The sequence below is a fragment of the Thermococcus sp. genome, assembly GCF_027008145.1.
Classification (GTDB): Archaea; Methanobacteriota_B; Thermococci; order Thermococcales; family Thermococcaceae; genus Thermococcus.
In genome coordinates this window covers 1-23641 of record NZ_JALTCZ010000129.1, presented here as the reverse complement: position 1 = coordinate 23641, position 23641 = coordinate 1, and the positions used below count along the sequence as shown (strand labels likewise).

26 protein-coding genes and 2 tRNA genes are annotated in these 23641 nt (G+C 52.5%); 10 read left to right on the top strand and 18 right to left on the bottom strand.

Translation table 11 applies throughout. The annotated features are described in order from the left end of the window. Positions 1-166: 166 nt before the first annotated feature. Positions 167-940, bottom strand: coding sequence for a basic amino acid ABC transporter substrate-binding protein (locus MVD07_RS06275; RefSeq protein ID WP_297499752.1), 774 nt, complete (start codon positions 938-940; stop codon positions 167-169). Positions 941-1162: 222 nt separating this feature from the next. Here MVD07_RS06275 and MVD07_RS06270 point away from each other — a divergent pair, with 222 nt between their 5' ends. Then, positions 1163-1417, top strand: a complete 255-nt coding sequence (locus MVD07_RS06270) for a UPF0147 family protein (protein ID WP_297499749.1) — start codon at positions 1163-1165, stop codon at positions 1415-1417. Between the two features lie 26 nt (positions 1418-1443). Here the strand turns inward: MVD07_RS06270 and MVD07_RS06265 are convergent, their stop codons facing one another. The 3 genes from MVD07_RS06265 to MVD07_RS10950 all read right to left on the bottom strand — a co-directional run bounded on the left by MVD07_RS06265 (position 1444) and on the right by MVD07_RS10950 (position 2806). Beyond that, positions 1444-2004 carry an aldolase gene (locus MVD07_RS06265; protein WP_297499747.1) on the bottom strand — a complete coding sequence of 187 codons (561 nt, stop codon included), beginning with the start codon at positions 2002-2004 and terminating at the stop codon, positions 1444-1446. 215 nt (positions 2005-2219) lie between these two features. Beyond that, the gene (locus MVD07_RS06260) at positions 2220-2624 is read right to left on the bottom strand and encodes a hypothetical protein (protein WP_366078474.1); all 405 of its coding nucleotides are present in this window, start codon (positions 2622-2624) and stop codon (positions 2220-2222) included. A gap of 17 nt (positions 2625-2641) precedes the next feature. After that, the gene (locus MVD07_RS10950) at positions 2642-2806 is read right to left on the bottom strand and encodes a hypothetical protein (protein WP_366078473.1); all 165 of its coding nucleotides are present in this window, start codon (positions 2804-2806) and stop codon (positions 2642-2644) included. A gap of 61 nt (positions 2807-2867) precedes the next feature. On the opposite strand from MVD07_RS10950, the gene MVD07_RS06255 reads away from it, so the two are divergent. Next, positions 2868-2945, top strand: a tRNA-Tyr gene (locus MVD07_RS06255). Positions 2946-3027: 82 nt separating this feature from the next. Here MVD07_RS06255 and lrpA read toward each other — a convergent pair. Both lrpA and rlmD read right to left on the bottom strand, forming a co-directional pair. Continuing rightward, on the bottom strand, positions 3028-3453 hold the full coding sequence (gene lrpA, locus MVD07_RS06250) for an HTH-type transcriptional regulator LrpA (protein WP_297499745.1): 426 nt from the start codon (positions 3451-3453) through the stop codon (positions 3028-3030). Positions 3454-3515: 62 nt separating this feature from the next. Beyond that, the gene (gene rlmD, locus MVD07_RS06245) at positions 3516-4772 is read right to left on the bottom strand and encodes a 23S rRNA (uracil(1939)-C(5))-methyltransferase RlmD (RefSeq protein WP_297499744.1); all 1257 of its coding nucleotides are present in this window, start codon (positions 4770-4772) and stop codon (positions 3516-3518) included. A gap of 109 nt (positions 4773-4881) precedes the next feature. On the opposite strand from rlmD, the gene MVD07_RS06240 reads away from it, so the two are divergent. Further along, positions 4882-5097 carry a helix-turn-helix domain-containing protein gene (locus MVD07_RS06240; protein ID WP_297499742.1) on the top strand — a complete coding sequence of 72 codons (216 nt, stop codon included), beginning with the start codon at positions 4882-4884 and terminating at the stop codon, positions 5095-5097. An 82-nt stretch (positions 5098-5179) separates the two neighbouring features. Further along, positions 5180-6001, top strand: a complete 822-nt coding sequence (locus tag MVD07_RS06235; protein ID WP_297499740.1) for an AAA family ATPase — start codon at positions 5180-5182, stop codon at positions 5999-6001. Here the strand turns inward: MVD07_RS06235 and pyrE are convergent. Next, entirely contained in the window at positions 5966-6511 is a 546-nt protein-coding gene (pyrE, locus tag MVD07_RS06230; RefSeq protein ID WP_297499738.1) for an orotate phosphoribosyltransferase, read from the bottom strand. The two genes, MVD07_RS06235 and pyrE, sit on opposite strands and share 36 nt — an antisense overlap. A 90-nt stretch (positions 6512-6601) precedes the next feature. On the opposite strand from pyrE, the gene MVD07_RS06225 reads away from it, so the two are divergent. After that, positions 6602-7351 (top strand): hypothetical protein, encoded by a 750-nt coding sequence (locus MVD07_RS06225; protein ID WP_297499736.1) that lies wholly within the window; start codon positions 6602-6604, stop codon positions 7349-7351. On the opposite strand, the gene MVD07_RS06220 is transcribed toward MVD07_RS06225, so the two are convergent. From MVD07_RS06220 to MVD07_RS06200, 5 genes are all read right to left on the bottom strand, one after another. Beyond that, positions 7335-9014, bottom strand: a complete 1680-nt coding sequence (locus MVD07_RS06220; RefSeq protein ID WP_297499762.1) for an ATP-dependent DNA ligase — start codon at positions 9012-9014, stop codon at positions 7335-7337. The two genes, MVD07_RS06225 and MVD07_RS06220, sit on opposite strands and share 17 nt — an antisense overlap. 57 nt (positions 9015-9071) lie before the next feature. Beyond that, entirely contained in the window at positions 9072-9974 is a 903-nt protein-coding gene (locus MVD07_RS06215; protein ID WP_297499733.1) for a pantoate kinase, read from the bottom strand. A 48-nt stretch (positions 9975-10022) separates the two neighbouring features. Then, complete coding sequence (locus MVD07_RS06210; RefSeq protein WP_297499731.1) at positions 10023-11630, bottom strand: Na+/H+ antiporter NhaC family protein; 1608 nt, start codon at positions 11628-11630, stop codon at positions 10023-10025. Positions 11631-11891: 261 nt separating this feature from the next. Further along, positions 11892-12479, bottom strand: coding sequence for a type-4 uracil-DNA glycosylase (gene udg, locus MVD07_RS06205; RefSeq protein WP_297499760.1), 588 nt, complete (start codon positions 12477-12479; stop codon positions 11892-11894). A 5-nt stretch (positions 12480-12484) separates the two neighbouring features. Then, positions 12485-12835 (bottom strand): hypothetical protein, encoded by a 351-nt coding sequence (locus tag MVD07_RS06200; RefSeq protein ID WP_297499729.1) that lies wholly within the window; start codon positions 12833-12835, stop codon positions 12485-12487. Between the two features lie 157 nt (positions 12836-12992). Between MVD07_RS06200 and tes the strand changes: the two genes are divergently transcribed. Further along, complete coding sequence (gene tes / locus MVD07_RS06195) at positions 12993-14759, top strand: tetraether lipid synthase Tes (RefSeq protein ID WP_297499727.1); 1767 nt, start codon at positions 12993-12995, stop codon at positions 14757-14759. Positions 14760-14769: 10 nt separating this feature from the next. Next, on the top strand, positions 14770-15069 hold the full coding sequence (locus MVD07_RS06190; protein WP_297499725.1) for a DUF3213 domain-containing protein: 300 nt from the start codon (positions 14770-14772) through the stop codon (positions 15067-15069). Positions 15070-15080: 11 nt separating this feature from the next. On the opposite strand, the gene MVD07_RS06185 is transcribed toward MVD07_RS06190, so the two are convergent. The 3 genes from MVD07_RS06185 to MVD07_RS06175 form a co-directional block, all read right to left on the bottom strand. Next, positions 15081-16508 carry a DUF2139 domain-containing protein gene (locus MVD07_RS06185; RefSeq protein WP_297499723.1) on the bottom strand — a complete coding sequence of 476 codons (1428 nt, stop codon included), beginning with the start codon at positions 16506-16508 and terminating at the stop codon, positions 15081-15083. Positions 16509-16614: 106 nt separating this feature from the next. Further along, complete coding sequence (locus tag MVD07_RS06180) at positions 16615-17070, bottom strand: Tfx family DNA-binding protein (protein ID WP_297499758.1); 456 nt, start codon at positions 17068-17070, stop codon at positions 16615-16617. A gap of 841 nt (positions 17071-17911) precedes the next feature. Further along, positions 17912-18051: transfer RNA gene (locus tag MVD07_RS06175), tRNA-Trp, on the bottom strand. Between the two features lie 95 nt (positions 18052-18146). On the opposite strand from MVD07_RS06175, the gene MVD07_RS06170 reads away from it, so the two are divergent. The 3 genes from MVD07_RS06170 (at position 18147) to gor (ending at position 21740) form a co-directional block, all read left to right on the top strand. After that, positions 18147-18383, top strand: a complete 237-nt coding sequence (locus MVD07_RS06170) for a hypothetical protein (RefSeq protein WP_297499756.1) — start codon at positions 18147-18149, stop codon at positions 18381-18383. Between the two features lie 116 nt (positions 18384-18499). Further along, positions 18500-19627 carry a fructose-1,6-bisphosphate aldolase/phosphatase gene (fbp, locus tag MVD07_RS06165; RefSeq protein WP_297499754.1) on the top strand — a complete coding sequence of 376 codons (1128 nt, stop codon included), beginning with the start codon at positions 18500-18502 and terminating at the stop codon, positions 19625-19627. A 154-nt stretch (positions 19628-19781) separates the two neighbouring features. After that, positions 19782-21740: a glyceraldehyde-3-phosphate:ferredoxin oxidoreductase gene (gene gor / locus MVD07_RS06160; RefSeq protein ID WP_297499722.1), complete on the top strand. Its 1959-nt coding sequence runs from the start codon at positions 19782-19784 to the stop codon at positions 21738-21740. A gap of 17 nt (positions 21741-21757) precedes the next feature. On the opposite strand, the gene MVD07_RS06155 is transcribed toward gor, so the two are convergent. The 3 genes from MVD07_RS06155 to MVD07_RS06145 are packed head-to-tail and all read right to left on the bottom strand — an operon-like array spanning position 21758 to position 23576. Next, positions 21758-22375 (bottom strand): hypothetical protein, encoded by a 618-nt coding sequence (locus MVD07_RS06155; protein ID WP_297499720.1) that lies wholly within the window; start codon positions 22373-22375, stop codon positions 21758-21760. Beyond that, on the bottom strand, positions 22351-22791 hold the full coding sequence (locus MVD07_RS06150) for a hypothetical protein (RefSeq protein ID WP_297499717.1): 441 nt from the start codon (positions 22789-22791) through the stop codon (positions 22351-22353). Before MVD07_RS06150 ends, MVD07_RS06155 begins: the two co-directional genes overlap by 25 nt. Next, a complete protein-coding gene (locus MVD07_RS06145; protein ID WP_297499715.1) occupies positions 22788-23576 on the bottom strand; it encodes a hypothetical protein in 789 nt (262 codons plus the stop codon). The genes MVD07_RS06150 and MVD07_RS06145 overlap by 4 nt, the downstream gene beginning before the upstream one ends. Positions 23577-23641: the final 65 nt, after the last annotated feature.

The window sequence follows — 23641 nt, the reverse complement described above, 5'->3', positions numbered from 1 at the left end:
TAGGTCTCCATTATCGCCACAGGGAGTCCAACGAGGAGGCCGAGGATTATCGAGAGAACCGAGAGGACAACCGTCATCTTCGCCCCTTCGAGGAGCATCCTCATTGCAACGTCAAGAGAAACTGCCCCCATCAATGTTAACACCCTCCGGAAAAGGGAAAGGGAAGTCAGCTCCCGAAGTACTCCTCGACGAGCTTGTCCCACTCCGAGGAGTTCATTATCTCCTTGAGTGCCTTGTTTATCCCGTCAAGAAGCTTTTTGTTGCCCTTCTTGACCGCTATGCCGTAGTGCTCGCCGGTCTTTATGGTGTAAACTATCTCAACGTTGTACTTCTTGGAAAACATCTTTGCAACCGGGCTGTCAAGGACGACGACGTCAACCTGTCCGTTGAGGAGGGCCTCTATCGCCGCGACATAGGTTGGATACTCCTTTATCGTCGAACTGTTCCCGAGGTGATTCTTTACGTAAATTGCCCCCGTTGTCCCCTTCTCAACGCCTATCTTCTTGCCCTTGAGGTCGTCCACCGAGGAGACCTTTATCCCGGAGCCCTTCCTGACGAGGACGGCCTGGTCTGCCTCCCAGTAGGGGATGCTGAAGTCAACGACCTTCTCGCGCTCCGGCGTTATCGTCATGCCCGCAATGACCACGTCGACCTTACCTGCTTGGAGCGCCGGGATGAGGGAGTCAAAGTCCATATCCTTTATCTCGACCTTGTCGTAGCCCATCTTCTTGGCTATGAGCTTTATCAGGGAGATGTCAAAGCCTGTAATCTGGCCGTTGCTTGCGTTCTTATACTCAAAGGGCGGAAAGTCTGCGCTCGTCCCAACCACGAGAACTTTCCCCTTGGTTCCGGTGCTGACGCAACCGCTCGCAGCGACCGCCAGCAGGAGTGACACTATAACAACCGCGATGTACGGGGACTTTCCCCTCACGATGACCACCGTTCTGAAAGTTGATGGCCTCCATTTAAAAGTTTGCTTTTATCCGTCTGTTAAACTTTTGAATCAAAATTCCCACGGTGGAGTGCTAATCTAAAAGATGATTCTTCGAGGCTTTTCCGGGAGGATTTCGACATTAACCGAAAAGCTTTTTAGTTGAGAGGGATTAAAATAAGCCGGGAGGATTTTAGTAACAATTTTTTAGAATAGGCCGGAGGTGAGAATATGAACAGCGAGCTGATCCAGCAAATAGTGCAAGTTCTCAAGGAGCAGGTCGTCCAAGACACCGTCGTCCCAAGGAACATTAGGCGGGCCGCCGAGCAGGCCATAGAGGTTCTCCTCGACGAGAGCAAGGAGCCGGCCGTCAGGGCGGCTGATGCCATAGCGATCCTTGAGGAGATAAGCGAGGATCCCAATATGCCCATGCATACGAGAACCATCATCTGGGAGGTCCTCGGAGCCCTTGAGCAGGTTAAGTGAGCTTTATTTTTCCGCTCATTTCGTGTTTATGGCTTTTTCATCATGTACCAGAGTTTTGCGCTCTCTTCCACCAGTTCTGCCTTGTAGAATGCCTCCCTAAGGCTCCTGCCGACGGTGACTATCCCGTGCCTTTCCATTATAGCTGCGTCAGCTTTTCTCAAGGCCTCTGATGTCACCTCGGCCAGCTCTTCCGTTCCGGCGGGCCTGAAGGGGGCTATTGGTATCTTTCCGAGGTAGAGCTCAGCTTCGGGCGTTATTATCGGTAGTTCATCCCTCAAGAGAACCGAGACAGCTATCGAATAAGGTGGATGAAGATGGGCTATGGCTTTAACGTCGGGCCTCTTTCTGTAAACCGCTAAGTGAAGGCGGTACTCGGAGGAGGGCCTTACGGAAGAGATCTGGTTTCCCCTCATGTCGATAACGGCAACCTGGCCCTCGTCCATCTCGTCCATGATGACGCCGGTCGCTTTTATGAAAACCCTGTCCCCGAGCCTTACGCTCAGGTTCCCGCCGAAGGCTGCGGTTAAACCGCGTTGGTGGGCAAGATGGGAGTATTTTACCAGCTGGGATTTAATTACACGGCTCACAAAGATCACCTTTTTGCAATCTTCTCTCCCCTCTCGATCTCCTCCTCAAAATGGAGCTCAACGGCCTCGCGGAGGTTCTCCATGAGCTCATCAAGGATTTTTCCTGTGTGGATATATCTCCATCAACTTCTCGGGCGCACCAATGTTTACCGTCAAAATACACATCAAACTTCACTATCATCTCCTCACCGTCTACTGTTTGGCCTTTTTGGTACTTATATCTTATCTCTAACCTTAACCCGGTATCCGCACTCGAGGCAGCGGGCTTCTCTTCCCTTCCACACCAGCTCTCCCCCGCAGATGGGGCAGACGTTCAGCTTTCCGCTCTCCTTCCACCGCCTAAAGGTCTCGCCGTCTATGAGAAGGTATGAGCCATCTTCATCCTCATCGAACTCACCTAAGACCGGTGTGCTGATTAACTCTCCCCTCTCGGCGTCTACCATAACCAGCTCCAGACCGATGTTCCCCTCGTACTCAAGCTCGTTGGCCGGAAGTATCTCAGCTATCAGGGCGTTGAGCTTTCTGTCGTGGTAAACGACGACTTCTAAGGCATCACTGAGCTCTCCCGTTGAGGGGATGATGTCTATTACTGTCCCGTTTTCCCTGGGAAAGACCAGCACGACGAACCAGCGGTTCCTTAAAAGGGCCAGCCCCCTGTCCGAATGAACCCCCTCCAGCCCGAGATTGCGAGGATTTTTCTGATTTCCTCTCCGTTCGGGAGTTTCTTGGTTCTCAGGATTTCCTCCTCAATCCTTTTCGCGAGGGGCATCGCCAGTGTCACTGGATCGAGCATTAGCGCCACCGCTTTAGGTATGGAGAAAAATTTATAAACCTGCTCTAATGATTACCGTTCGGGCAGAGGTCCCGCGGTAGCCTAGCCTGGGAGTGGCGGCGGACTGTAGATCCGCAGGTCCCCGGTTCAAATCCGGGCCGCGGGACCACCAGAATTCTCAACCGTTCTCCAAAAGCATTGATCAAAGCAAATTCAGGATGCTAAAGAAAAGGTTGGGAAAGCAAAAAGAGTCACTTCATCTTTTCGAGAATTATTGCCGGGCAGACCTTAACGACGCCGTCTATCTTGCCTATCTTGTCGGAGATTATCCCGGAGAGATCCTCCCCATCCTTGGCCCATATCTCGGCCATAATCATGTGGTCACCGCTCGTGAGGTAGACGTGCCTTACAAAGTCAAACTCCTTGAGCCTGTTGGAGACCTCGAATATCTTTTCCGGCTTCGTGTCAACCCCGGTTATGCTAACGAGGTTGTAGCCGAGCTTTGCCGGGTCAACGATTATAGTATACTGTTTTATTACCCCTGCCTCTTCCAGGGCCTTCACCCTCTTCCTGACGGCAGTTTCGCTTATGCCCAGCACCTTAGCTATCTCGGTGAAAGGCGTGCGAGCATCTTTCGTGAGCATTTCCAGGATTATCCTGTCCCTCTCGTCTAACATCTCTCCTCACCTTAAGTTCTAAATGCGCACCCATCGTTTATTAAGGTATCGGTATTGGTGGTTTAAACATCAAACTTCCTCAGGAGAGTTATGGCTTCAACGTGGGGTGTGTGAGGGAACATGTCGAGACCAAGCGCAAACTCCAGCCGATACCTCCCAGCAAGTGCACTGATGTCTTGGGCTAGGGTCTTTGGGTTGCACGAGACGTAGATGAGAGTCTCAGGGGTGTCTTTTAAAATTTTCTGTATCAGCTTTGGGTGAAGACCGGCACGGGGTGGGTCAACTATCACTGTATCATAGTTCGAAAGGTTCCCGACGTTCCTATCCCTGCCGACCCGGAAGGCTACGTTAACGTTGTTCAGGCGGGCGTTTTTCTTTGCCATTTCCACGGCAAAGGGGTTTATCTCAACCCCCTCAACCTCAAGCCCTTCCTTTGCCAGGTAAACTCCGAAGGTTCCCACACCGGAGTAAAGGTCAAGAACCCTTTCACCATCAACGAGTTCGGCGACCTTCTTAACAAGGTTTACTGCCTGATAGCTGTTGGTCTGGAAGAAGCTGTTCGGGTGTATCAGGTAAACTACATCGCCAAGTTTCTCCCTTATGAACTCCTGCCCCCAGAACCTCTCTACATCCCCGTAGGAGACGTCGCTCTCGGTTCTGTTGACGCTCCAGTATACCGAAGTTGCGTAGGGGAAGTAGTCCGGGAACTCCTCAGGAAGCTTTCCTTCCTTTGTTACTAGGTTTACCATCAGCTCGCCCGTGAACTTGCCCTCCCTGATAACGACGTATCTCAAAAACCCCTCGTTTTTCTTTATGTCGTACTCGGAGAGCTTGAAGTCCTCTATGAACTCCCTGAGCGACTTGAGTACTTTGGAACTGGCCTCCCCGAAGACGGGACAGATGGTTATGTCGACGGCCTCCCACCAGGTCCCGTACCGGCGAAAGCCTATTCCGCTTGTTGAGATGACAACATCTATTCTGTTCCTGTGGCCAAATATCTTCGGCGAAGGCATGACTTCAACGTTTTGACCTAAGTGGCGCGAGAGCTTTCCAGCCTTCCAATGAACCTGCTCCTCGTAGGGGATGTGCTGCAGTAGGCACCCCCCGCAACGACCGAAGTAGGGGCAGGGAGGCTCTGTTCTCAGACTGGAGGGCTTTATGACTCTGAACTCTAAAGCTATCACCTTCCTCTTCTTCCTCCTCGTCTTCAGGATTTCGACCTCGTCTCCCGGGGCGGCATGGGGAACTAGGATTTCCTTCTTTCCTGCCCTCAGAACCCCAAGCCCCTCATCGTTCAGCCTCTCTATAACTCCCCTCATGCTCGCCGGTGCTCTGCCGGGCTTATAAACCTGACCTTTGCCCATTCGTCAAAAATGTCCTCGGAAGGTTTATTTAGGTGAAGGGTGTACTATAATTGGTGCCGAGTTGATGTTCGGGCGCCGTAAGGACGTTGTTTACAAGGTTCTGGCGACCAAGAAGAGGGCGGTTGCTCTCCACAATCTCAGCGCCGAACTCGAAACCCCTGCCTCAACGCTCCTGAGGACAGTTAGGGAACTTGAGTCCGAGGGGCTCGTTGAGGTCTTCTACGGCCGGGAGAAGGCAGCGATAATGGTCAGGGCAAAAACCCTTGAGGACTTCATTTAACCCCTTTTATTCTTTGGTAATTGGGCATTACCTTTAACCTGAAACGTCTACCTGTTCTATGGCTTTGTCGGGAGATGATTTTATGGTATCGATAGTTGTAACTGGACGGGGTGGAGCCGGCAAGACGACGGTCACGGCGAACCTCGGGACATACTTTTCTGGTCTCGGTCTCTCCACTCTCCTGATTGACGGGGACGTTTACCTGCCCAAGCTGGCCTTCCAGTTCGGAATGGAAGACCGTTCCGTCAGCCTTCACGACCTCCTGAAAAATCCTGAGCTTAACGTTAGAGAGGCCCTCTACCATGACTCCCTGAGCGGGGTTGATGTTGTCCCCGGGAGTTCCAGCATATACGACGTCCTCGATACCGAGCAGGGAACCCTTAGGGACATCGTTTCAAGCCTTCAGGTTGGTTATCAGCTGACGATCATAGACTCTCCCATCGGGATTCCCTTCGACACGATTCCAACCTTTCGACTGGCCGACTACCAGCTGATAGTCGTTGAGCTGGAACGCTCGCCGATGCACTCCGTTAAAAGGATGCTCGAAAACGAGGTTGTCAAGCTGAAGGAGCTCGGTGAGGCCTACGGGCTGAGCGTTGGTGTCATGATAAACAAGGTTAGGGAATCCCTTGATGATTCCGACGAGATCGTGAAATACATAGAGGGGAAACTCGGTCTCCCCGTGGTCGGCATTGTACCCTTCGACCCTTGGGTTCCGGAGTCTACCAACTACGGCAGGCCACTCCTGAGTTGGTACCCCGGTTCCCCAGCTTCTATGGCACTTTCTGAGATGGGTGAGATACTCGACGAGTGGATTTTTGGCAGTGTGAAAAAGTCTAGATGGGAAAAGTTCAGGGAGGCCTTTTCTTCACTCCTCCCCCGGGGAACGACCAAGTATCTCTGAAACCCTCAGGAGCGGGAGGAAGGTGTACCTCTTCCCAATCCTCCTGGAGGCCCCTTCTTCTCTGTCAACAACGACTGCGATGGCGACAACTCTGCCCCCTTCTCTCTCTATCACCTCCGCCGCTCGAAGGACGCTCCCGCCAGTCGTTGTGACGTCCTCCACGAGGAGAACCCTGTCACCGGGCTTTATCTCCCCCTCGATCTGACTTCCTGTGCCGTGTCCCTTCGGCTTCTTCCTGACGATTACGAGGGGTTTCCCGGTTTCAAGGGCGAGGGCAGTGGCTATCGGAACGGCCCCGAGCTCCGGGCCGGCGATCCTATCGAAGTCCATTTCCCTAACCATCTCGGCCATCATCCCGGCGATCAGCCTGAGCGCCCTTGGATCGGTCGTCAGCTTCTTCACGTTGATGTAGTAGTTGCTCTCTTTTCCAGAGGTCAAGACGAAGTGGCCGAAGAGCACCGCCCCCTCATCAAAAAACATCTTTATCAGCCTTTCCTTTGCCACTTCCATGGCAACCCCCAGTCCCATTAGGGCGGGGCTTTAAAAAACCTGCCGGGGCAAGGTTTAAAAATACCATTGCTAAGAGTCATTGGTGATGCTATGTTAGGGGTAATAAGCCTGGTCGGATACGTTATTGCGGTCATAGTCGTTGGAATCAAACTCTACTTCAAGACGGACGGATGGATGACCAAAGTTGATAGGATAACTCCCTTCGTTGAGACATCTACGGTCGTTAAGTACGCCTTCCTAGCGTTCATTCTTGCTCTCTTTCTTGAAGGAGTCATCCTCTACCTCTTCCGCTTCGAATCAATGACAGCCATGCTCCTGGCCCTCGTAATCGGGGTCGGTCTCATCGAGGAGGGAGCCAAGCTCCTCCCCTACTTCTCCTCTAAGGGCACCGAGCTTTACCGCTGGCACCTGACGGTAAAGGTTGCCCTGGCTTTTGCCGTAATCGAGGCCGTCCTCTACGGGGTGATCCTCTTCTTCACTGGCAACATATTGGGTGCCCTCCTCAGGGTCATAGTAGTAATGTTCCACGTAGCCTTCACGGCAATAGCCCTCGGTGATGTTCTGATGGGTGACCCTCTGCTCGGCTACATGAAGGCCTCGGCACTTCACAGCCTCTACGATGCCCCCGTTCTGCTGGCCTTTGCTGGGATACCTGTGCTGGTCGTTGCCATCGTTTCGACCGTTGCCCTGATTTACACGTATTCGAGCGTTGACGACGCCTTCGGAAGGGCCTACAGCAGGGCAAAACGCGAGCTGGAGGAAAGAAAGAGGAAAGCCCAAGAGTTCTGGAAGGAGAGGGGAGTTGAGGTCATCGGTTCAGACCTCACCTCTTCGCCTTGAACTTTTCTTGTAGCTTGTAGAGCTGGGCGACGCGCTCTATGGTGTCCGCCTCCTCCGGGCTCTTGTCGTCCCTTAAAGCCACATATCGTGGGAAGCGGAGGGCAAAGCCGCTCTTGTACTTCGGGCTTTTTTGTATCTCCTGGTACGTTACCTCTATCACGACCTTCGGCACGATCTCAACGAATTTGCCTTCCTCCCCAACTATCAGGGGCTTGAGCATCTTTGTGAACTCGATCAAATCCTCATCGGTGAAGCCACTGCCCACCTTTCCGACCGGTAGGAACTCACCGCTGTTCGGGTCGTAGGCCGCAATTAGGAACGAGCCGAGGAGATGAGCCCTCCTTCCCTCGCCCCACTCAGCGCCGATGATAACGAGGTCGAGGTTCTCCATCGTGGGCTTTATTTTGAGCCACTTCTTGCCCCTGTTCCCGGGTTCGTAGACGGCATCCAGCCTCTTAGCCATGAGCCCCTCGTGGCCGAGCTCAAGGGCTTCCTTGTAGAACTTTTCAGCCTCTTCAACGTTCTTCGTAACGAGCTGAACCGCGAGCTTTATCTTCTCGTTCTTCTCAATGGCCTCCTCAAGCCTCTCCCTCCTCTGTACAAAGGGGATATCTATGAGGCTCTCACCGTCAACGTAGAGTATGTCGAAGAGGTTCAGCTCGAGGGGAATCTTCTCTATCATCTCCTCTATGTTGTACTTTCTCCTAAAGCGTCTCAGAACGTACTGGAAGGGCCTGGGCCTTCCGCCTTCTCCAACCGCTACGAGTTCGCCCTCGACGATTATCTTCCCGTGCTTCAGCTGGCTCTTAACAGCTTCCACTATCTCGGGTATCGATCTTGTGACGTTCTCAAGCCTTCTGGAGTAGATTATCACCCTGTCGCCGTCTCTGTGGACTTGAACCCGAGCCCCATCGTACTTTATCTCGAAGGCAGCCTCACCCCCCATCTCAAGGAGGGCATCCTTAACGCTCGCGGCGTTCTGAGCGAGCATTGGCCTTATCGGTTTTCCTATCTGTATCTGAACCTTTGCCAGCCCCCCATTTCCCTCGAGCTTCGCCACCTTCGCCACATAGCCAAAGTCGCTCGTTAGCATGTAGGCCCTCTCCACGAGCTCGGGCTTGACATTGAAGGCCTCGGCTATTGCATCCCTGAGGATCCCCTCTGCAACGCCGGTTCTCATCGCTCCCAAAACCGTTCTCGCTATGTACTTGCCTTCCTCCGGCTCGGCATCCATGAAGAGGTTCGCTAGGTACTTCATCTTCCTGTCTTGGCTACCCTCACCCTGGGCCTCGGCAATTTTGACAAAGGTATCGTAAACACGCTTTATCGTCAGTGGCTGGGAGAAGAAGCTCTTCTGCTTCCTTTTCTTTAAAGCTAAAGCCACGCTCTCTCCCAGATCACCGGTGTCCTTTATCGAGTTCTCTATCTCCCTCTCCGGAACGCCGGTTGCCATTGCAACGGCCTTTATCAGGAGCTTTTCACCGACGCCAAGCTCCCTCTCATCCCAGTCGGGAAACACCTTACCGAGGATTAGGTAGGGGATTATCTCAAGGAGCTCATCCGGCGTTTTCTTCAGAAAGTCGGCGACGAACTTCGTCTTAAGGGTCTTGAGAGTTGTCTTTTCGAGCCTCCGGTAGAGGTCGGCCAGCTCTGAGTAGCGGATGTCTCCCATACTCACCACCGGGGAAAATAGGTGAAGGAGGATAAAAGGGTAGCGGGTTTAACCCACCCACCTTCCGACGCTCGGTCTCTCCATATGAACATCTGCAACGTCGTATGGAACCTCCAAATCGGCCAAAAGGTTCTTGGCCCTCCCGAGTTCTTCCTCCCTCACAAGGGCAAAGAGGCCCCTTCCCAGCATTATCATCGCGCTGGGGTTGGAGATGACCCCGTCGAGTTCCCTTGCCAGCTCCAGAAGTTCCCCGCCCAAGAGGCCTGTTTTCTCCGCGAAGCTCCTCGCTAGAGCCATCATCCTCTCGGGACTCGGCTCTCTGAGGAGACTCTCCAGTGCCTTTCTTCCCTCAACCTCGATGGACTTAACTACGTCTCCATCCAAGACCTCCTTCGTGTGCAGGGGGCCGAGGGGTACAACTAAAACCCTGTAGCCCTCGAAGAAGAGGTTGTCAACGACCCCGATTCCAGGCCCTCCAGCCTTAATCCGAACCTCTATTCCGCCGACGAGCTGGGCAACAACGTCCCCGAGGCCGCCACCGTGTATAACCTCATACCTGTGGGCTATCCTCGCAACCTTTAGCCAGGTCCCGCCGAAGGCGTGACCAAGGCTCAGAGCCGTCCCAAGGGCTCCTCCTGCACTGTTCCCAAAGCCATGGCCATTTGGAAAGTCGAAGTACTGCCAGATTTCAACCTCCCCGGTGAAATCTTCTGGGACTATTTCCTCAGCCACGGAATAGCTTATTACTGCATCTTCCCTCTTCACTGGCTCCCCATTGAAAGCTACATGGACGTGCCTCTCAAGGGCTCCTGCTTCAACGCTCGCGAAGACGTTCGTGCCCTTGGACAGGTTCACACCGGCCCCTATCGAACCACTCATGAGGGGGTCTTCCCTCCTAACAGGGGCGAAGAACGCAGTTATGTGAGCCGGGATGAAGGCCCTGATCAGCATTTCACCACCCGGGAGAACTCGGGAGGGGAGTTAAAAAAGGTTGGGGAGTCAGTCCTCGGCGACGTAGACCGACACACTTCCCCAGGGAATCCCGTACTTCTTACCATACCACTCGCTCAGAAGGTACCATGCCACGACGAGCAGAAGCGGGCCCAGCAGGAGGAGCACCACAAGGTTCCTCACGCCGAAGCCGAAGAGCAGGTACAGCACGAGCCCCACGCTCGAAGCCGTGACCGCGTAGGGTATCTGAGTCCTGACGTGGTCTATGTGGTCGGAACCGCTGAACATGGAGCTCATAATCGTTGTATCGCTTATGGGCGAGCAGTGATCTCCAAAGATACCGCCGGCGAAGACGGCACCGATGCTCGCGAAGACCTCCGGGCCGATTCTTCCAGTTACACCATATGCCAGAGGTATCGCTATGAGCATCATCACGCTGAAGGTTCCCCAGCTGGTTCCAGTCGTGAAGGATACGAACATGGCCACGAGGAACACTATCAGCGGAACCCATCCCCCGCTTATCCCGGCGCTCTTGGCCAGGCCCACAACGTACGACGCGGTTCCAACGACGTCGGTGGCGCTCTTGATGCCCCACGCCAAGAGAAGGATGGTGTTCGCTATTACCATCTGCTTCATGCCCCTGATTATAGCGTCCTCAGCCTCTTCAACCGTCATCTGTCTCAGGAGCAGGACGAGGGTGAAGGCAACCACAACCATAGCGAAGCTCCCCCAGAGCAATGCCAGGGCTGAGTCCGAGTTCCCAAGAGCCTCCATCAGGCCACCCTTTGCGTAGGCTTTGCTACCCCCTCCGGTGTACCACATCCCGTAGAGGGTAACGAAGATCAGCGTCGCTATCGGCCAGACGAAGATATGAACGCTCCCTTCCTCCTTAGGTGATCCCAGGTCAACCTCCGTCGTCATAAGTGGCCTCGCGCCGTCACGGAGAACCTTATTGGTTGTCCTCGCGCGGTGCTCTGCATGGAGCATAGCTCCATAGTGGCGGTGGCTCAGAGCTACCATGAGAACCAGCAGTATGGCGAATATCGAGTAGAACCTGTAGGGGACGCTGTGAAGCCGCACCCAGTAGGCGCCACCGGAGGAAGTTAGGTCAACGCTAAGCTTGTCGAAAGCTTTGCCGATGAGACCGACCTCGTAGCCAATCCAAGTTGAGACGAGTGCCAGTCCGGCAACCGGAGCCGCTGTTGAGTCGTCTATGTAAGCCAGCATCTCGCGCGAAACCCTCATCCTGTCCGTTATTGGTCTCATCGTGTTTCCAACTATGATGGTGTTGGTGTAGTCGTCGAAGAACACAAGAATCCCAAGGAGCCAGCCCATTAGCGATGCCCCCCTGCTCGTGTGAACCCTTCTGGCGAGTGCCCTTCCCACGGCAAAGGCCCCACCGGATTTGTAAATGAGTCCTACCTCCGCCCCTATCAGGAAGTCGAAGAGCAATATCTTAACGTTCCATTTGTCGGTGGCGTTGGTCACTATCCAGTCAATGGTCTGGGTGGTTCCAGTCATTGGATTCCAGCCTGATACCATCACTCCACCTATCCAGACCCCCGCGAAGAGCGCGAGCACTACCCTCTTCGTCCATATTGCAAGTATAATGGCCACGAGTGGCGGCAACAGGGAAAGCACACCGAAGTCGGCCATGCCATCACCTCCAGATGTTGCGGAAGAAGCGAACCGAAAGGTTATAAAAATCTTTCTGAATTTTTCCTATATATCCGATAAATTTTAGACAATTTTAAAAATTATGGGAAAAATTACGGAAAATATAGTACTTTACCGAATAAATTAGGGCCCCGTAGTCCCGGGGAGTTCATCGTGCCCCATGTTTTTCCGAGTTTAAAATTCGAGAAGAGGGACAGTTACGGCTTTGATCCGGTGGAAACTTGTGGAAGAGGGACAACATCAACCAAATTCCTTTAAAAGCTCCCCAAGTTTTCTGAAGTCCTTTTCCAGCTCCTTCCTTATCGGGGGCTTGTAGAGGGCCGCGGCCGGGTGGTAGGTTGGCATAATGACGATTTTACCGAAGAGGGTATGTGCCTCAAAGGTCTTTCCGTGTATCTTGCTTATCGGCTCTGGCTCAAATCCAAACTTCTCAAGGATGTAACCCATCGAGTGCCTCCCGAGCGGAACTATGACCTTCGGTCGGATTATGTCTATCTGCCTGTCGAGGTATGGCGAGCAGGCCCTTACCTCCTCCTCGGTTGGATCGCGGTTGTTCGGTGGCCGGCACTTGACGATGTTGGTTATGTAGACCTCCTCCCTGCTAAGGTTTATTTCGGCCAAAAGCTCGTCCAGAACCTTTCCTGCCCTACCGACAAAGGGTAATCCCTTCTGGTCTTCCCAGTAGCCGGGAGCTTCACCAACGAACATAACCTTTGCGTCGTAGCTTCCTGCCCCAGGAACCGGCTTCGTCCTGAGTTCCCAGAGCGGGCACTTTCGGCAGTTCCTTATCTTTTCCTCAAGCTTCCCCATGAGTCCTTCCTTCCCCATAGGCATCACGCAAGGGTCTTCTGGTTTAGGTAAGCCCTAAGAAACTCAACCCATGCTGTGTAATAGCCCCTCTCATACTCGTCCCTGAACCCCTGGTTTGAAATGCCTTCGTACCTTTCGAGGAACTCATTTGCCAGCTCCCTGTTGTGTTCGCTCACTATCTTCACTATGAGGGAATCGGTGTCGTTGTCCTTGAGGGCGTTGAAAATCCCCTCAACGGCCCTTGAGTAGCCCCTGCCCCAATCATTGCTTCCAGCCATCTTCTGGAGCTTTTCCATGTGGGTCTTTGCCTTCGTGAAGTCCCTCCTGAGGAGTGCCCTGACGAACATCTCCATCCTCATTTCTCTTGCCGGCATGAAACCACCCCTCCCAGATGGTCTGGACTGCTTTTAACGTTAGCCCACGAATTACCCATTTTTGGGTCATACCTATGAAGGAAAACCTTCATATTTACGCAAAAGCTTTTATATCAGTCCGTTGGATTAGGGGATAGCAGGAGAAAGGTGATGATTGATGGCCCAAAGTGTTGGTGAAATTCCAAGTGGGGAGAAGGAATTTGCGGAATCAACCCGGAGGATTAGGGACATAGTCCAGTTCCCCGAGATAAGTGAGGAGGAGTTCGAGAGCCTTCTGAAGAAGGCCAGCCGTGCCTACGGCGGTCCTTTACCCCACAGGACTTACTCCCTCTGCCCCGAGACGAGAAGGGTTGTCCCGGCTCTTGTCTGGGAGAACGGCGGGAAGGTCTGGATAACCAAGAAGTGCCCAGAAGGCATGATAACGGATCTTTACTATGAAAGCGCCGAGCAGTACTACCGCTTCCAGCGCTGGAAGTTCGACTTCAAGCTCAAGAGCGCCAACGTTGAGAACACAGGTGTCAACTGTCCCCTAGATTGCGGTCTCTGTGCCAGACACCGCTCCCATACGAGCCTGCTCAACATCGTCCTGACCAACCGCTGCAACCTTAGCTGCTGGTACTGCTTCTTCTACGCCAAGGAGGGCCAGCCGATATACGAGCCCACCCTTGAGCAGATAAGGCAGATGCTCCGCAACGCCAAGAAGGAGCACCCGATAGGTGCAAACGCCGTCCAGTTCACCGGCGGTGAGCCAACGCTGAGGGACGACCTTATAGAGATACTCAAGATGGCCAGGGAGGAGGGCTACGACCACGTCCAGCTCAACACTGACGGAATTAAGCTTGCCTTTGATCCGGAGCTGGTTAAGAAGATACGCGAGGCAGGAACAAACACCCTTTACATGAGCTACGACGGAATGACACCTCAGACCAACTGGAAGAACCACTGGGAGATACCCCTAATCTTCGAGAACGTGAGGAAGGCCGGAGGCCCAGGAATAGTCCTAGTTCCGACGACCATAAGGAATGTCAACGACCACGAGCTTGGGGCCATAATCAACTTCGGCCTCAACCACCTCGACATCGTCAGGGGGGTTAACTTCCAGCCGATTTCCCTCGTCGGCAGGGTCCCGAAGAAGGAGCGTCAGCGCTTCAGGATAACGATACCTGGAGCGATCAAGAGGATCGAGGAGCAGACCAACGGAACAATAGAGATGGACGACTGGTATCCAATCCCGATAGCGGGACACATAGCACGCTTTTTCGAGGCCTTCACGGGCAAACACTACTACATGACCAGCCATTACTGCTGCGGCGCCGCAACCTACGTATTCCTAGATAGGGAGAACAAGAGGGTCATTCCGATAAGCAGATTCCTTGACGTTGAAGGCTTTGTCGAATACCTTGAGAGCAAGGCCGAGGAAGTTGAGCAGTGGAAGAGCATGAGCAGGCTGAGGAAGCTCAAGCTCGGTGCGGAGATATTCATGAAGTTCCGCTCATTCTACGACGAAAAGTACGCCCCGAAGGGCCTCAGCGTCCTCGAACTCATAAAGAATGCCTTCATGCACGGCAACTACGATGCACTCGGGCAGTTCCACGAGAACTCGCTCTTCCTTGGGATGATGCACTTCATGGACGAGTACAACTACGACGTTGAGAGGGTAGAGCGCTGCGTCATCCACTACGCGATGCCCGACGGCAGGATAGTGCCCTTCTGTACATTCAACGTGATTCCCGAACTCTACAGGGACAAGGTGCAGGCCCAGTACAGCTACAGCTGGGAGGAGTGGAAGGCTCTTCATCCAGACTGGGAGTACAAGAAGGATAAGTACTTCAGAACCAAGGAGTTCGTTGAGAAGATGAAGAACAGCGAGCTCTACAGAAAGACCTACATTGACATAGAAGACTACTTCGGTCTGGCTAAGTGAGGTGGTCGGGATGAGCATTAATACTGAGAAGAGGCTCACAAGGCTTGAGCTCAGGTTCGGGAATGTGGATTTTGAGGGTGCCACGGTCAAGCAGTACGAGGTTCTCAACGACATGCGCGTCTGGAGGGCCTTCATAAACGCCTATACCAGAAAGGGCTTCGTGATTTTTGACGAGGAAGCCCTCCCCAGGGAGGAGCTCTTGGAAAAGCTCGCCGATCTTAAGCCAGAGGTCATCTCGGAGCGCTACGTTACCATCGGCGAGCTCGTGGAGTCCAGCATGAGCTGGAACAACATAATCGGAAAGACCTGATTTTTCCTTTTCTACTTCAGCTCCACCCTGAACCTTCCGGTTCCCTTTTTCACTTCGAAGCTCACAATCCCAGAAAACTGCCTCAGATCAATTACGTTCCTGCCCCTCTCCAGCTCGAACCTCTCGACCTCGACGTCCGGTCGGAAGGAGAGCTCGTACTCGTAAACCCTGAGCTCGGCGTTTTTCTCCATATAGAACACTGCTTTGGCCTCCCTGTAACCCTCCAGCGGGATTCCACCGAAAACGCGGTCGGATAGGGTTCCACTGAAAGCCACCGCAGGCGGTCTTTCCTGAAGGATTCTCTCATCAAGGATTATTAGATCCCTATTGCCTGTGTCGAAGGGCGTTGCTTCCGTTGCGCCAGTGTTGGGGGCGCTGTTGGTGCCTATAAGGAGCTTCCCGTCCATCTTCTCGATGCTGGTAATCCTAGCCCCGAAGGTTCCCACTATCTTCACCATCGGAGGAGTTATGTAGAGCAGAACGCTTGGGCCGGACACCGTGTTGCTCATCACCCATTTCCCCTGGTCGCTCTGCTCTGGCCTGTAGAGGGCGTCGTGGTGGGCGTTGTATGCTGTTAGAACTCCCCCACCGACGTTGACCGCGTTTACCCTAAAGGGAGCGTAGAAGGTATCGAAGTCGAGGAGGCGGTAAAAGCGGAACTCCTCGTTAATCAGGGGGTTTCCGGCGAAGACCCCACCGCGGACGAAGGCGAAGGCACGGTTATAAGCTGAGGCCATCGCCCCGAGAACCGGCCGCAGGTAGGGCTTTCCTTCAACACTCCTCCCGGGCGAGAAGACCTCCCACTTTCCGGTTATCAGGTCGAGGGCTCCAAACTCCGTAACACCCCAGTCGAAGTTCTTCCCGACGCCGAAGAAGACCGAGTCGTGAACCCTCGTCCCCTTCAGGGCGGGTTTTTCCATGAGCCTCTCGACGTTCTTCCCCTTCCTGTCGAGGGAGTAGACGCCAAGGTTGGCGTGCCCATCCTCCCGGGCAAGAAGAAGCCTGTCGTTGTAGGGATCGTAGATTACCTCACTCACTTCACCGGCCCACTCACTCTCGTGGTGGATGGAGTTCTTCCAGAGGAGCTCCACCGAGCCTTCCTCGGTGTTGTATGCATGGACGTGAGAGTACTTGTTCGTGAAGAGTATCCTTCTGTCTTCTCTGTAGATAGCTGGGGCATGAACCCAGCCACCGAAGTATATGAACTCGTCCACCGTCTCGACGGCGTTGTAGGTGTCGCCACCACTCGTTGGGGCCTTTCCAACGAGCGTGAAGTCATAAACCTTCTCCTCTCCGGACTTCACGTCGGTGAAATGCGCTTCCGCCTCGAAGGCAAGGGTGAAATAAAGCGTTCCGTTGTAGTACCTAAGGCCGAATATCCCCCCGCTTCCCCACTCCGGGCCGTACCTACCAGGGAACCGATAGTTCCTGAGGAGCATGCTACCACCACGAGATCCTTTACATTTTTCCTTTGAAAGCCTTGCCCTTCAGGACGGGGAGGAGGTCAGTTATTGGGTTTTGTGTGGCGAAATGGGCGGAGGGGGCTCAAACGGGGCTCTCCCTTTTCTTGGGCTTTTTCAGCTTCCCAATTCCCTCAAGCAGGCACTCGCTAACGCGGAGTCTGTCGTTGGCGTCTAAGAAAAGCGTGAAGTCCCTCCTAGCGAGCCTGTCCTCAACGGGGGCATGCTCCACGAGAAAAGCTATTATCTCGGCCGTACTGTAGGGAACTTTAACCCCAATCTCATCTGCCTTTTGGAAGAGCCTCTCAGGGACGGTGAAGATGTCCTCCCCGCGCCTCACCTCGATCGATATCTTCGAGTTTATCTGCTCCCAGATGAGGAGGGTGTTACGGGCCTTCTCAACCTTTTCGAGGGCTCTCCTCTCCAGTATGCTAATGTTGGCCCTGCTCGTCCCAAGGAGCTCGGCTATCTCGCTCTGCTTCAGCCCCCTCGCCCTCAGTTTGAGTATCTTAATCTGCTGTTCAGTAAGGAAGCTCTTCACTTTAAACACCAAAGTTTAACAAAGCGGTAGTTATTAAAAGTCTTATGGAAAAGCAATGTGATTGGTGGCTCTTACTCCCCCGTGGCCCATCCAAGTTGCAGTATTTATTGATCCATTTCAGTATCCCCCTTAAGATGTTCACTTCTCTGCGCTCATGTGAGATGCTAAAAGTCGAACCCACTGAAAAACATCTTTTGATTAAGTAATCCACTCCCAAAAAGAAGACGCCAAGTGAGAAACCTTGCTAATTTGCCCTGACAAAAGAATCACAAACCTTGGTCAAACTTCGCGCACAGCCTTTAGAAAAGGCTGGCGAAAAGAACGCCCTTCCATCAAACTGGCAGGAAAGTCAGTCGTACATTCACCAAGTGAAACTTTGACTGGGGGTTAACCTTAAACTAACCTCTTCAAGCAGTTTCAACTTCATTACCGGCGCCCAAAGGGCGCTTTAGGGGTGAAACACTCGTCAAAGGAGCAGGTGATTAAACCCCTTTCAGAACTCGAACCTTGTAGAAAAGGACCCCCACTCCCGCCAGTACTGAAGCTTTTGGAAAAAGCTTCACCAAAAGCTTGCAGGTCTTCTTTAAAAAGACCCCAAAGCAATGATTTCACTCTCAAGTGCTTGTTCTCAAGAGAGAGCAAGTTAGAATAAGCCTTAGAATGGGGTTTATTCTCTCCTGACGCCCAAAGGGCGTCGGTTTTTAAAATTAAACTCACACAGAAGCAGGTCAAAAAGGCTCTCATTCTCGAAACCGGCCAGTGAGTAAAGAAAATCACCTAGGATTCAATTTTAGAAAGAGAGCTACCAACTTTGATGAAACTTTGCCAAGCAAAGTTTCAATGGTGGGGGCGCGGGGATTTGAACCCCGGTCCGCGGGTTTCTCCGGGTCAGAGCTCCAAAGGCTCATCCCCTCTCAGCAAACCCGCAAGTCCTCATACCTCTGGAGCCCGCGATGATGGACCAGGCTACACCACGCCCCCGTCCGGCTTTAGCTTAACCTTACCATGTTTATAAATTTTGCCCCACACGGAAGTTTTATTAACCTTGAGATACAAAAATAATGTCGGTGGTTCCCATGGAGGAGCCGGTTGTTATAGGGAAGGATAAATTTAGAATAGGGGAAGACGAGACAGCAAAGAGGGAGCTCCGCGTTATCAAAGTAGATGAAAACGTCATCCAGCTCCAGGAGGAGGTTCACGGAATAATAGCCCTTGTCGGTGCGAGTTCGAGCGTGAACCTCAAGAGGGAGGAACTCAAGAACCTCATAAAGGTCGTGAAGGAACAGTTCGGATGGAGGGACGTCTGCGAGTGAGACTCCTCCTCCGGATCAGAATTGAAAGGGCCGTTTTTACCGCTTTTTTGTGTATCATCACCGGTGATATTAACGCTTTATAAGCATGGAGGTCTTTAAAGTCACCGGTGGTAGCCATGCTGGTAGGAAAGAAAATCACCCTCAGCGTTATCAAGGCCGACGTCGGGGGCTGGCCCGGACACTCAAGGGTTCACCCACAGCTCATAGAAACTGCCGAGGAGATTTTGAAAAAGGCAGAGGAAGAAGGGAAGGTTATAGACTTCTACGTGGCCAGCTGTGGCGACGACCTTCAGCTGATAATGACCCACACTCAGGGAACTGACAGCCCAGAAATACACGGCCTTGCCTGGGAGGCTTTCAAGGCAGCTACCGAAGCCGCCAAGGAGCTCGGCCTCTACGGAGCCGGCCAGGACCTCCTTAAAGATGCCTTCAGCGGTAACGTCCGCGGCCTTGGGCCCGGAGTTGCGGAGATGGAGTTCACCCTTAGGAAGAGCGAGCCCGTGGTTACATTCCACATGGACAAGACCGAGCCTGGAGCCTTCAACCTGCCGATATTCAGGATGTTCGGGGACCCGTTCAACACCGCTGGCTTAGTTATAGACCCCAAGATGCACGTGGGCTTCCGCTTTGAGGTCTGGGACATCCTCAAGCACAAGCGCGTTGTCCTCAACACCCCCGAGGAGCTCTACGACCTGCTGGCACTAATAGGGGCCAAGAGCAGATATGTAATCAAGCGTGTCTTCCCCAAAGAGGGACATCCGCTCCCGACTGACGAACCGGTCGCGGTCATAAGCACTGAAAAGCTTTACGAGGTCGCTGGAGAGTACGTTGGTAAAGATGACCCGGTCGCGATAGTCAGGGCTCAGAGCGGACTACCTGCACTCGGCGAAGTCCTTGAACCCTTTGCCTTCCCGCACCTCGTCAGCGGCTGGATGAGGGGTTCCCACAACGGCCCGATAATGCCCGTGTCAATGTGCGACGCCAACCCAACCCGCTTCGATGGTCCGCCAAGGGTAGTCGCCCTCGGCTGGCAGATAAGCCCGAAGGGAGAGCTCGTTGGACCGGTCGACCTCTTTGATGACCCCGCCTTCGAGTACGCCAGGCAGAAGGCCCTTGAGATTACCGAGTACATGCGCAGGCACGGGCCCTTCGAACCGCACCGCCTGCCCCTAGAGGAGATGGAGTACACAACCCTTCCAGGGATCCTTAAGAAGCTTGAGGATCGCTTCAGGAACATCGAGTGACATTTTAATCCCCTTTTCTGTTCATTTTGGCTCTGTACCCTTCCAGTCACCAACGTTTTTATATTTCCTTACCGTATTTTCTGAGCCCGGGCGGAAGCCTTAAATATCGCTCATCAAAGAACTAACACCCGGAGTGATACACGGGGGTGTGAACATGAGGTTCACGGTCTTACACCTCAAGCTCGACGAGGGAAAGGTCAAGGATGAGGAAATCAAGAAAAAGGACGTTTACGGCATCATAGACTACGGCATTGAGCTTCACGAAAAGCTTGGAACGCACTCGATAGACCCATACAACTCTAGAAACGTTGTTGTAATGGGCATGGGGCCGTTTTCCGGCTCAATACTCCCAGGAGCGCACAGACTGATGTTTTTCTTCCGTTCACCGCTCTACGGGACGCTCTTTCCCTCGGCAATGGGTGGGGCTGCTTACGCCTTCAAGAACGTCGGAGTTGACTTCGTGACCTTTGAGGGGAAGGCTAAGAAGCCGGTCGTTGTTCTTCTCTACAACGATGGCGAGAACGTCAGGGTTGAGCTCCACGAGATCGAGATGGAGAAGGTTATCGAGATATGGAGAAACTACAGGGGTGAAGAGGGTGTTTATGCGCTCACTCAGTATCTCATAGATAACTTTGGAAACCGCTTCAACTTTGAGTACAGGATAGCCGTCGTCGGACCGGCGGCCCTGAACACTAATTATGGGGCTATATTCTCTCAGACTTTAAGGAGAGGGAAGAGGGTCGTCGGTAGCGAGGACTGGGCGGCCCGCGGGGGCTCAGGAAGCGTTCTCCTGAGGGCTCACAACATCGTCGGGATAATCTTCGGCGGGAAACCAAGGAAGAGGGCCTTCCCGAATGAGGACATATCATCCTTCAAAACCGCTAAGGAAATAGTTGAAGGGGTTCATAAGAAGCCCTACAATGACATCATAGCTGAGAAGACCGTCAAGTACAGGTACAACCCAAAGCTGAAAACCGGAGGAACCTTCGGAGGCAACTACCCGGCAGAGGGCGACTTCGTGCCGATACTCAACTGGCAGATGCCCTACATACCTAAGGAGGAACGCATAAAGGTTCATGAGGCGATAATGAAGTACTACTGGGAGCCCTTCAACAAGGAGGCTATAGAGACAAAGAACTGGACGAACTGCGGCGAGCCCTGCCCGGTGGTCTGCAAAAAGTACGCCCACGGTCACCACATAGAGTACGAGCCGAGGGAAGCCAACGGCCCGCTCAGCGGGGTCATAACGCTCCGCGCGAGCGATATAAGCGTTCCGGCGGTTGATGCAATGGGCTTCGATGCCATAGAGTTCGGTGGAACCGCCGCCTGGGTTCTTGAGCTCGTCCACAGAGATATCCTCAAGCCGGAGGAAGTGGGCTTAAGCGATAAGCCCGACTTCACGAAGGAGGCTTTACTTGAGAGACCCGTCGAGACGAGCGAGAAGAATGCCAAGTTAATTGCCGAATTAGCCCACCGCGTTGCCTTCGCCGAGAACGAGCTAGCAAAGATAATCGGCCTAGGAAAGAGGAAGGCGAGCGTTATTCTTGATGAGAAGTTCAAGGACAGGCTCAAGTACGGAGAGAGCTTCAAGGACTACGCAGTCTTTACTCCCCTCGGCGAGAACGGCGAAATAACCCCTACGATGTACTGGGCGATAGGGAACTACATCCCACTCCCGATTCAGGGAAGATACTGGACGTTCTACCAGTTCGGCGTCTTCCTTGAGCCTGAAGAACTGGCGAGCAAGATAATCTCAAGTGCTCTCTGGGAGTTCTGGTACGACAACGTCGGCTGGTGCCGCTTCCACCGCAAGTGGATGAAGCCCGTTCTCAAGGCCCTCTTCATGGAGGCCTACGGCGAGAACGTTGACATGGAGGAGCACGCGAGGAAGCAGATAAAGAGGCTCATAGAGTTCGCAAGAAAGGCGGGCTACACCCCGGTCTTCTGGGACAGCATGCGCGTTATAGACCTCGTAGCCAGAGGAAGCGAGGAGTTCGGGAACGAGCGCTGGGCAGAGAGGTTCAGGCTCGACAAGGTCGGCACGGCAAAGGAGTACCTTGAGAAGGTTCTTGACGCCTACAGCGAGGAGCTTGGAGTGGAGTGGAGATTATAAAAATAAAGCGGAGATTTTTATCCCTTCTTTTTATACAGGACGATAGCCACAGCCCCCATACCCAGTACCACAAGGAAGTAAAGGAAGCTCATCGAAGGTATTGTCCCGCTGTTTCTCCGTGGATTTTTATCAAAGAGATTGAATTCCTCAATCTGAAGTGTGGCGTTCATCATTCGTGAAGTTGTCCTGACCGTTAGGTAGTGGACGGGTTCAATTTCAGTCGGCGCTTCAAAGGATTTAATTATGTTCCCGTTTTTCAGCATTACTTTCCTGTCGGCTAACATAATGGTTACATTCCCGCCCTTTTTCCATTCTCCCAGGCTGAATGTTTTTGATGGAAAGAATGCATAAACGCTGCCGTTGAGGTCAAAGTAGAGAGTTACTATCGGGGCCAGAGACGGATATTTCCCGCCGATTGGAGACACAAGGATTCCTGGGCCTCTTATAAAGGTCACGTTGGTGGTACTGACGTTCAAAATCCGTATTATCATAACGTCTCCCGGAGTTAAGTTGAACTGTGTCCAGTTCTCGTTTATCGTGGCTTTTATGGTTACCTTGGTACTCCCTATACAGAGCCCATAACTCGACGCCATTAGCATTCCCAGCAAAATCAATCCAACCAGTTCTTTGTGCATTCTGTATCCCTCCTAATCATTCTCTCAACTCCGTAGAGGACAAGAAGTCCAAGAAGTGTGGGTGCTAATATTGCTATGGTGAGGATACCTGAACTAACTGTGGAAACCAAGGTAAAGACAAAAAGTCCAACCGCAAACGTCCTCGTGGTTTCTACACTTTCAACGCCTGCTGTAACATAGATAATGGGCGCTAAAAGAGCAAGTAAGAGATGAAGCAACGTTATATCATTGAAAACATAAACTATCCTAAGGGACAGGATGGATAGAACAAAGATTAGTGCCACAGCCTTTTTCCTAAGCGTAGATGGCTTTAGGAGTGAAATTAATGCTCCAGTTAAACCTAGAATTAACAGCGCGATTCCCTTTGCAAGGCCAGCCAAGATGGCAAAAAGTAAATAAGAAAGCACTAGAATCACCTCTCTTGAAGGCCAGCTAAGCTCTGGGTTTCTGGACTTGCTTTTATCGTTTCGGGAAGTCCCTTTATATTTCTGTTGTCATAGATTACGAGTTTATGCTTGAGGATGTTGATGTCAACATTGGGATATGTATAATATCCCTCTGGGTGATAACCCATCCCTATTACTGCACGGTCTGAACCTATCTTTTTGAACACTACCCCGTAGAACTTATACCATTCTCCGTATGCGTGTGTTAAAGTCGCTACTTGAGAATTCTGGGGTACTCTGAACCCAACGGCGAACTCTGCATAGTCATCGAAAACAAACCACCAGCCCACAAAGGAAGGTTTAGTTCCACTGACTTCCCAGACGAAATGATGGGCCCAATCAGTCTTTTCCCAGTATGATACAAACGCTCTGGGTATAAAGACGTTGAATCCAATGCCCTCGTAGCTAAATGATACAGAATGCTGGGAGAACTTCGTTCCGCTCTTAGGAATATGATTTGCGGGAACTTCTGTTGCGCGTTGTGGGAGAACCGCAACGTCGACGTAGATGTACATTGGACCTATCCATCCATCGTTTCTGTATTTTATGTCCTCTGTGGTAATCTTGACTGCATAGTAATCATGTTTTAGGTCGAGTTCACCAGTATCCTTGTAGAGGGCACCTGCCAGCTTCATTATTCCATTGCTCCCATAAGAATAGTCGCTACTGACTATCTCTTGGGATGCTGAAACGGCAGGCATTGATAAAACGATGGCCAATCCCAGCAGGACGGCCATCAAGCCCTTCCACTTCACGGAGTTTCACCTCCGTAAGGTTGTCTGCAATGTCAATTATACGACTTGTTCTTATAAACTTTTTC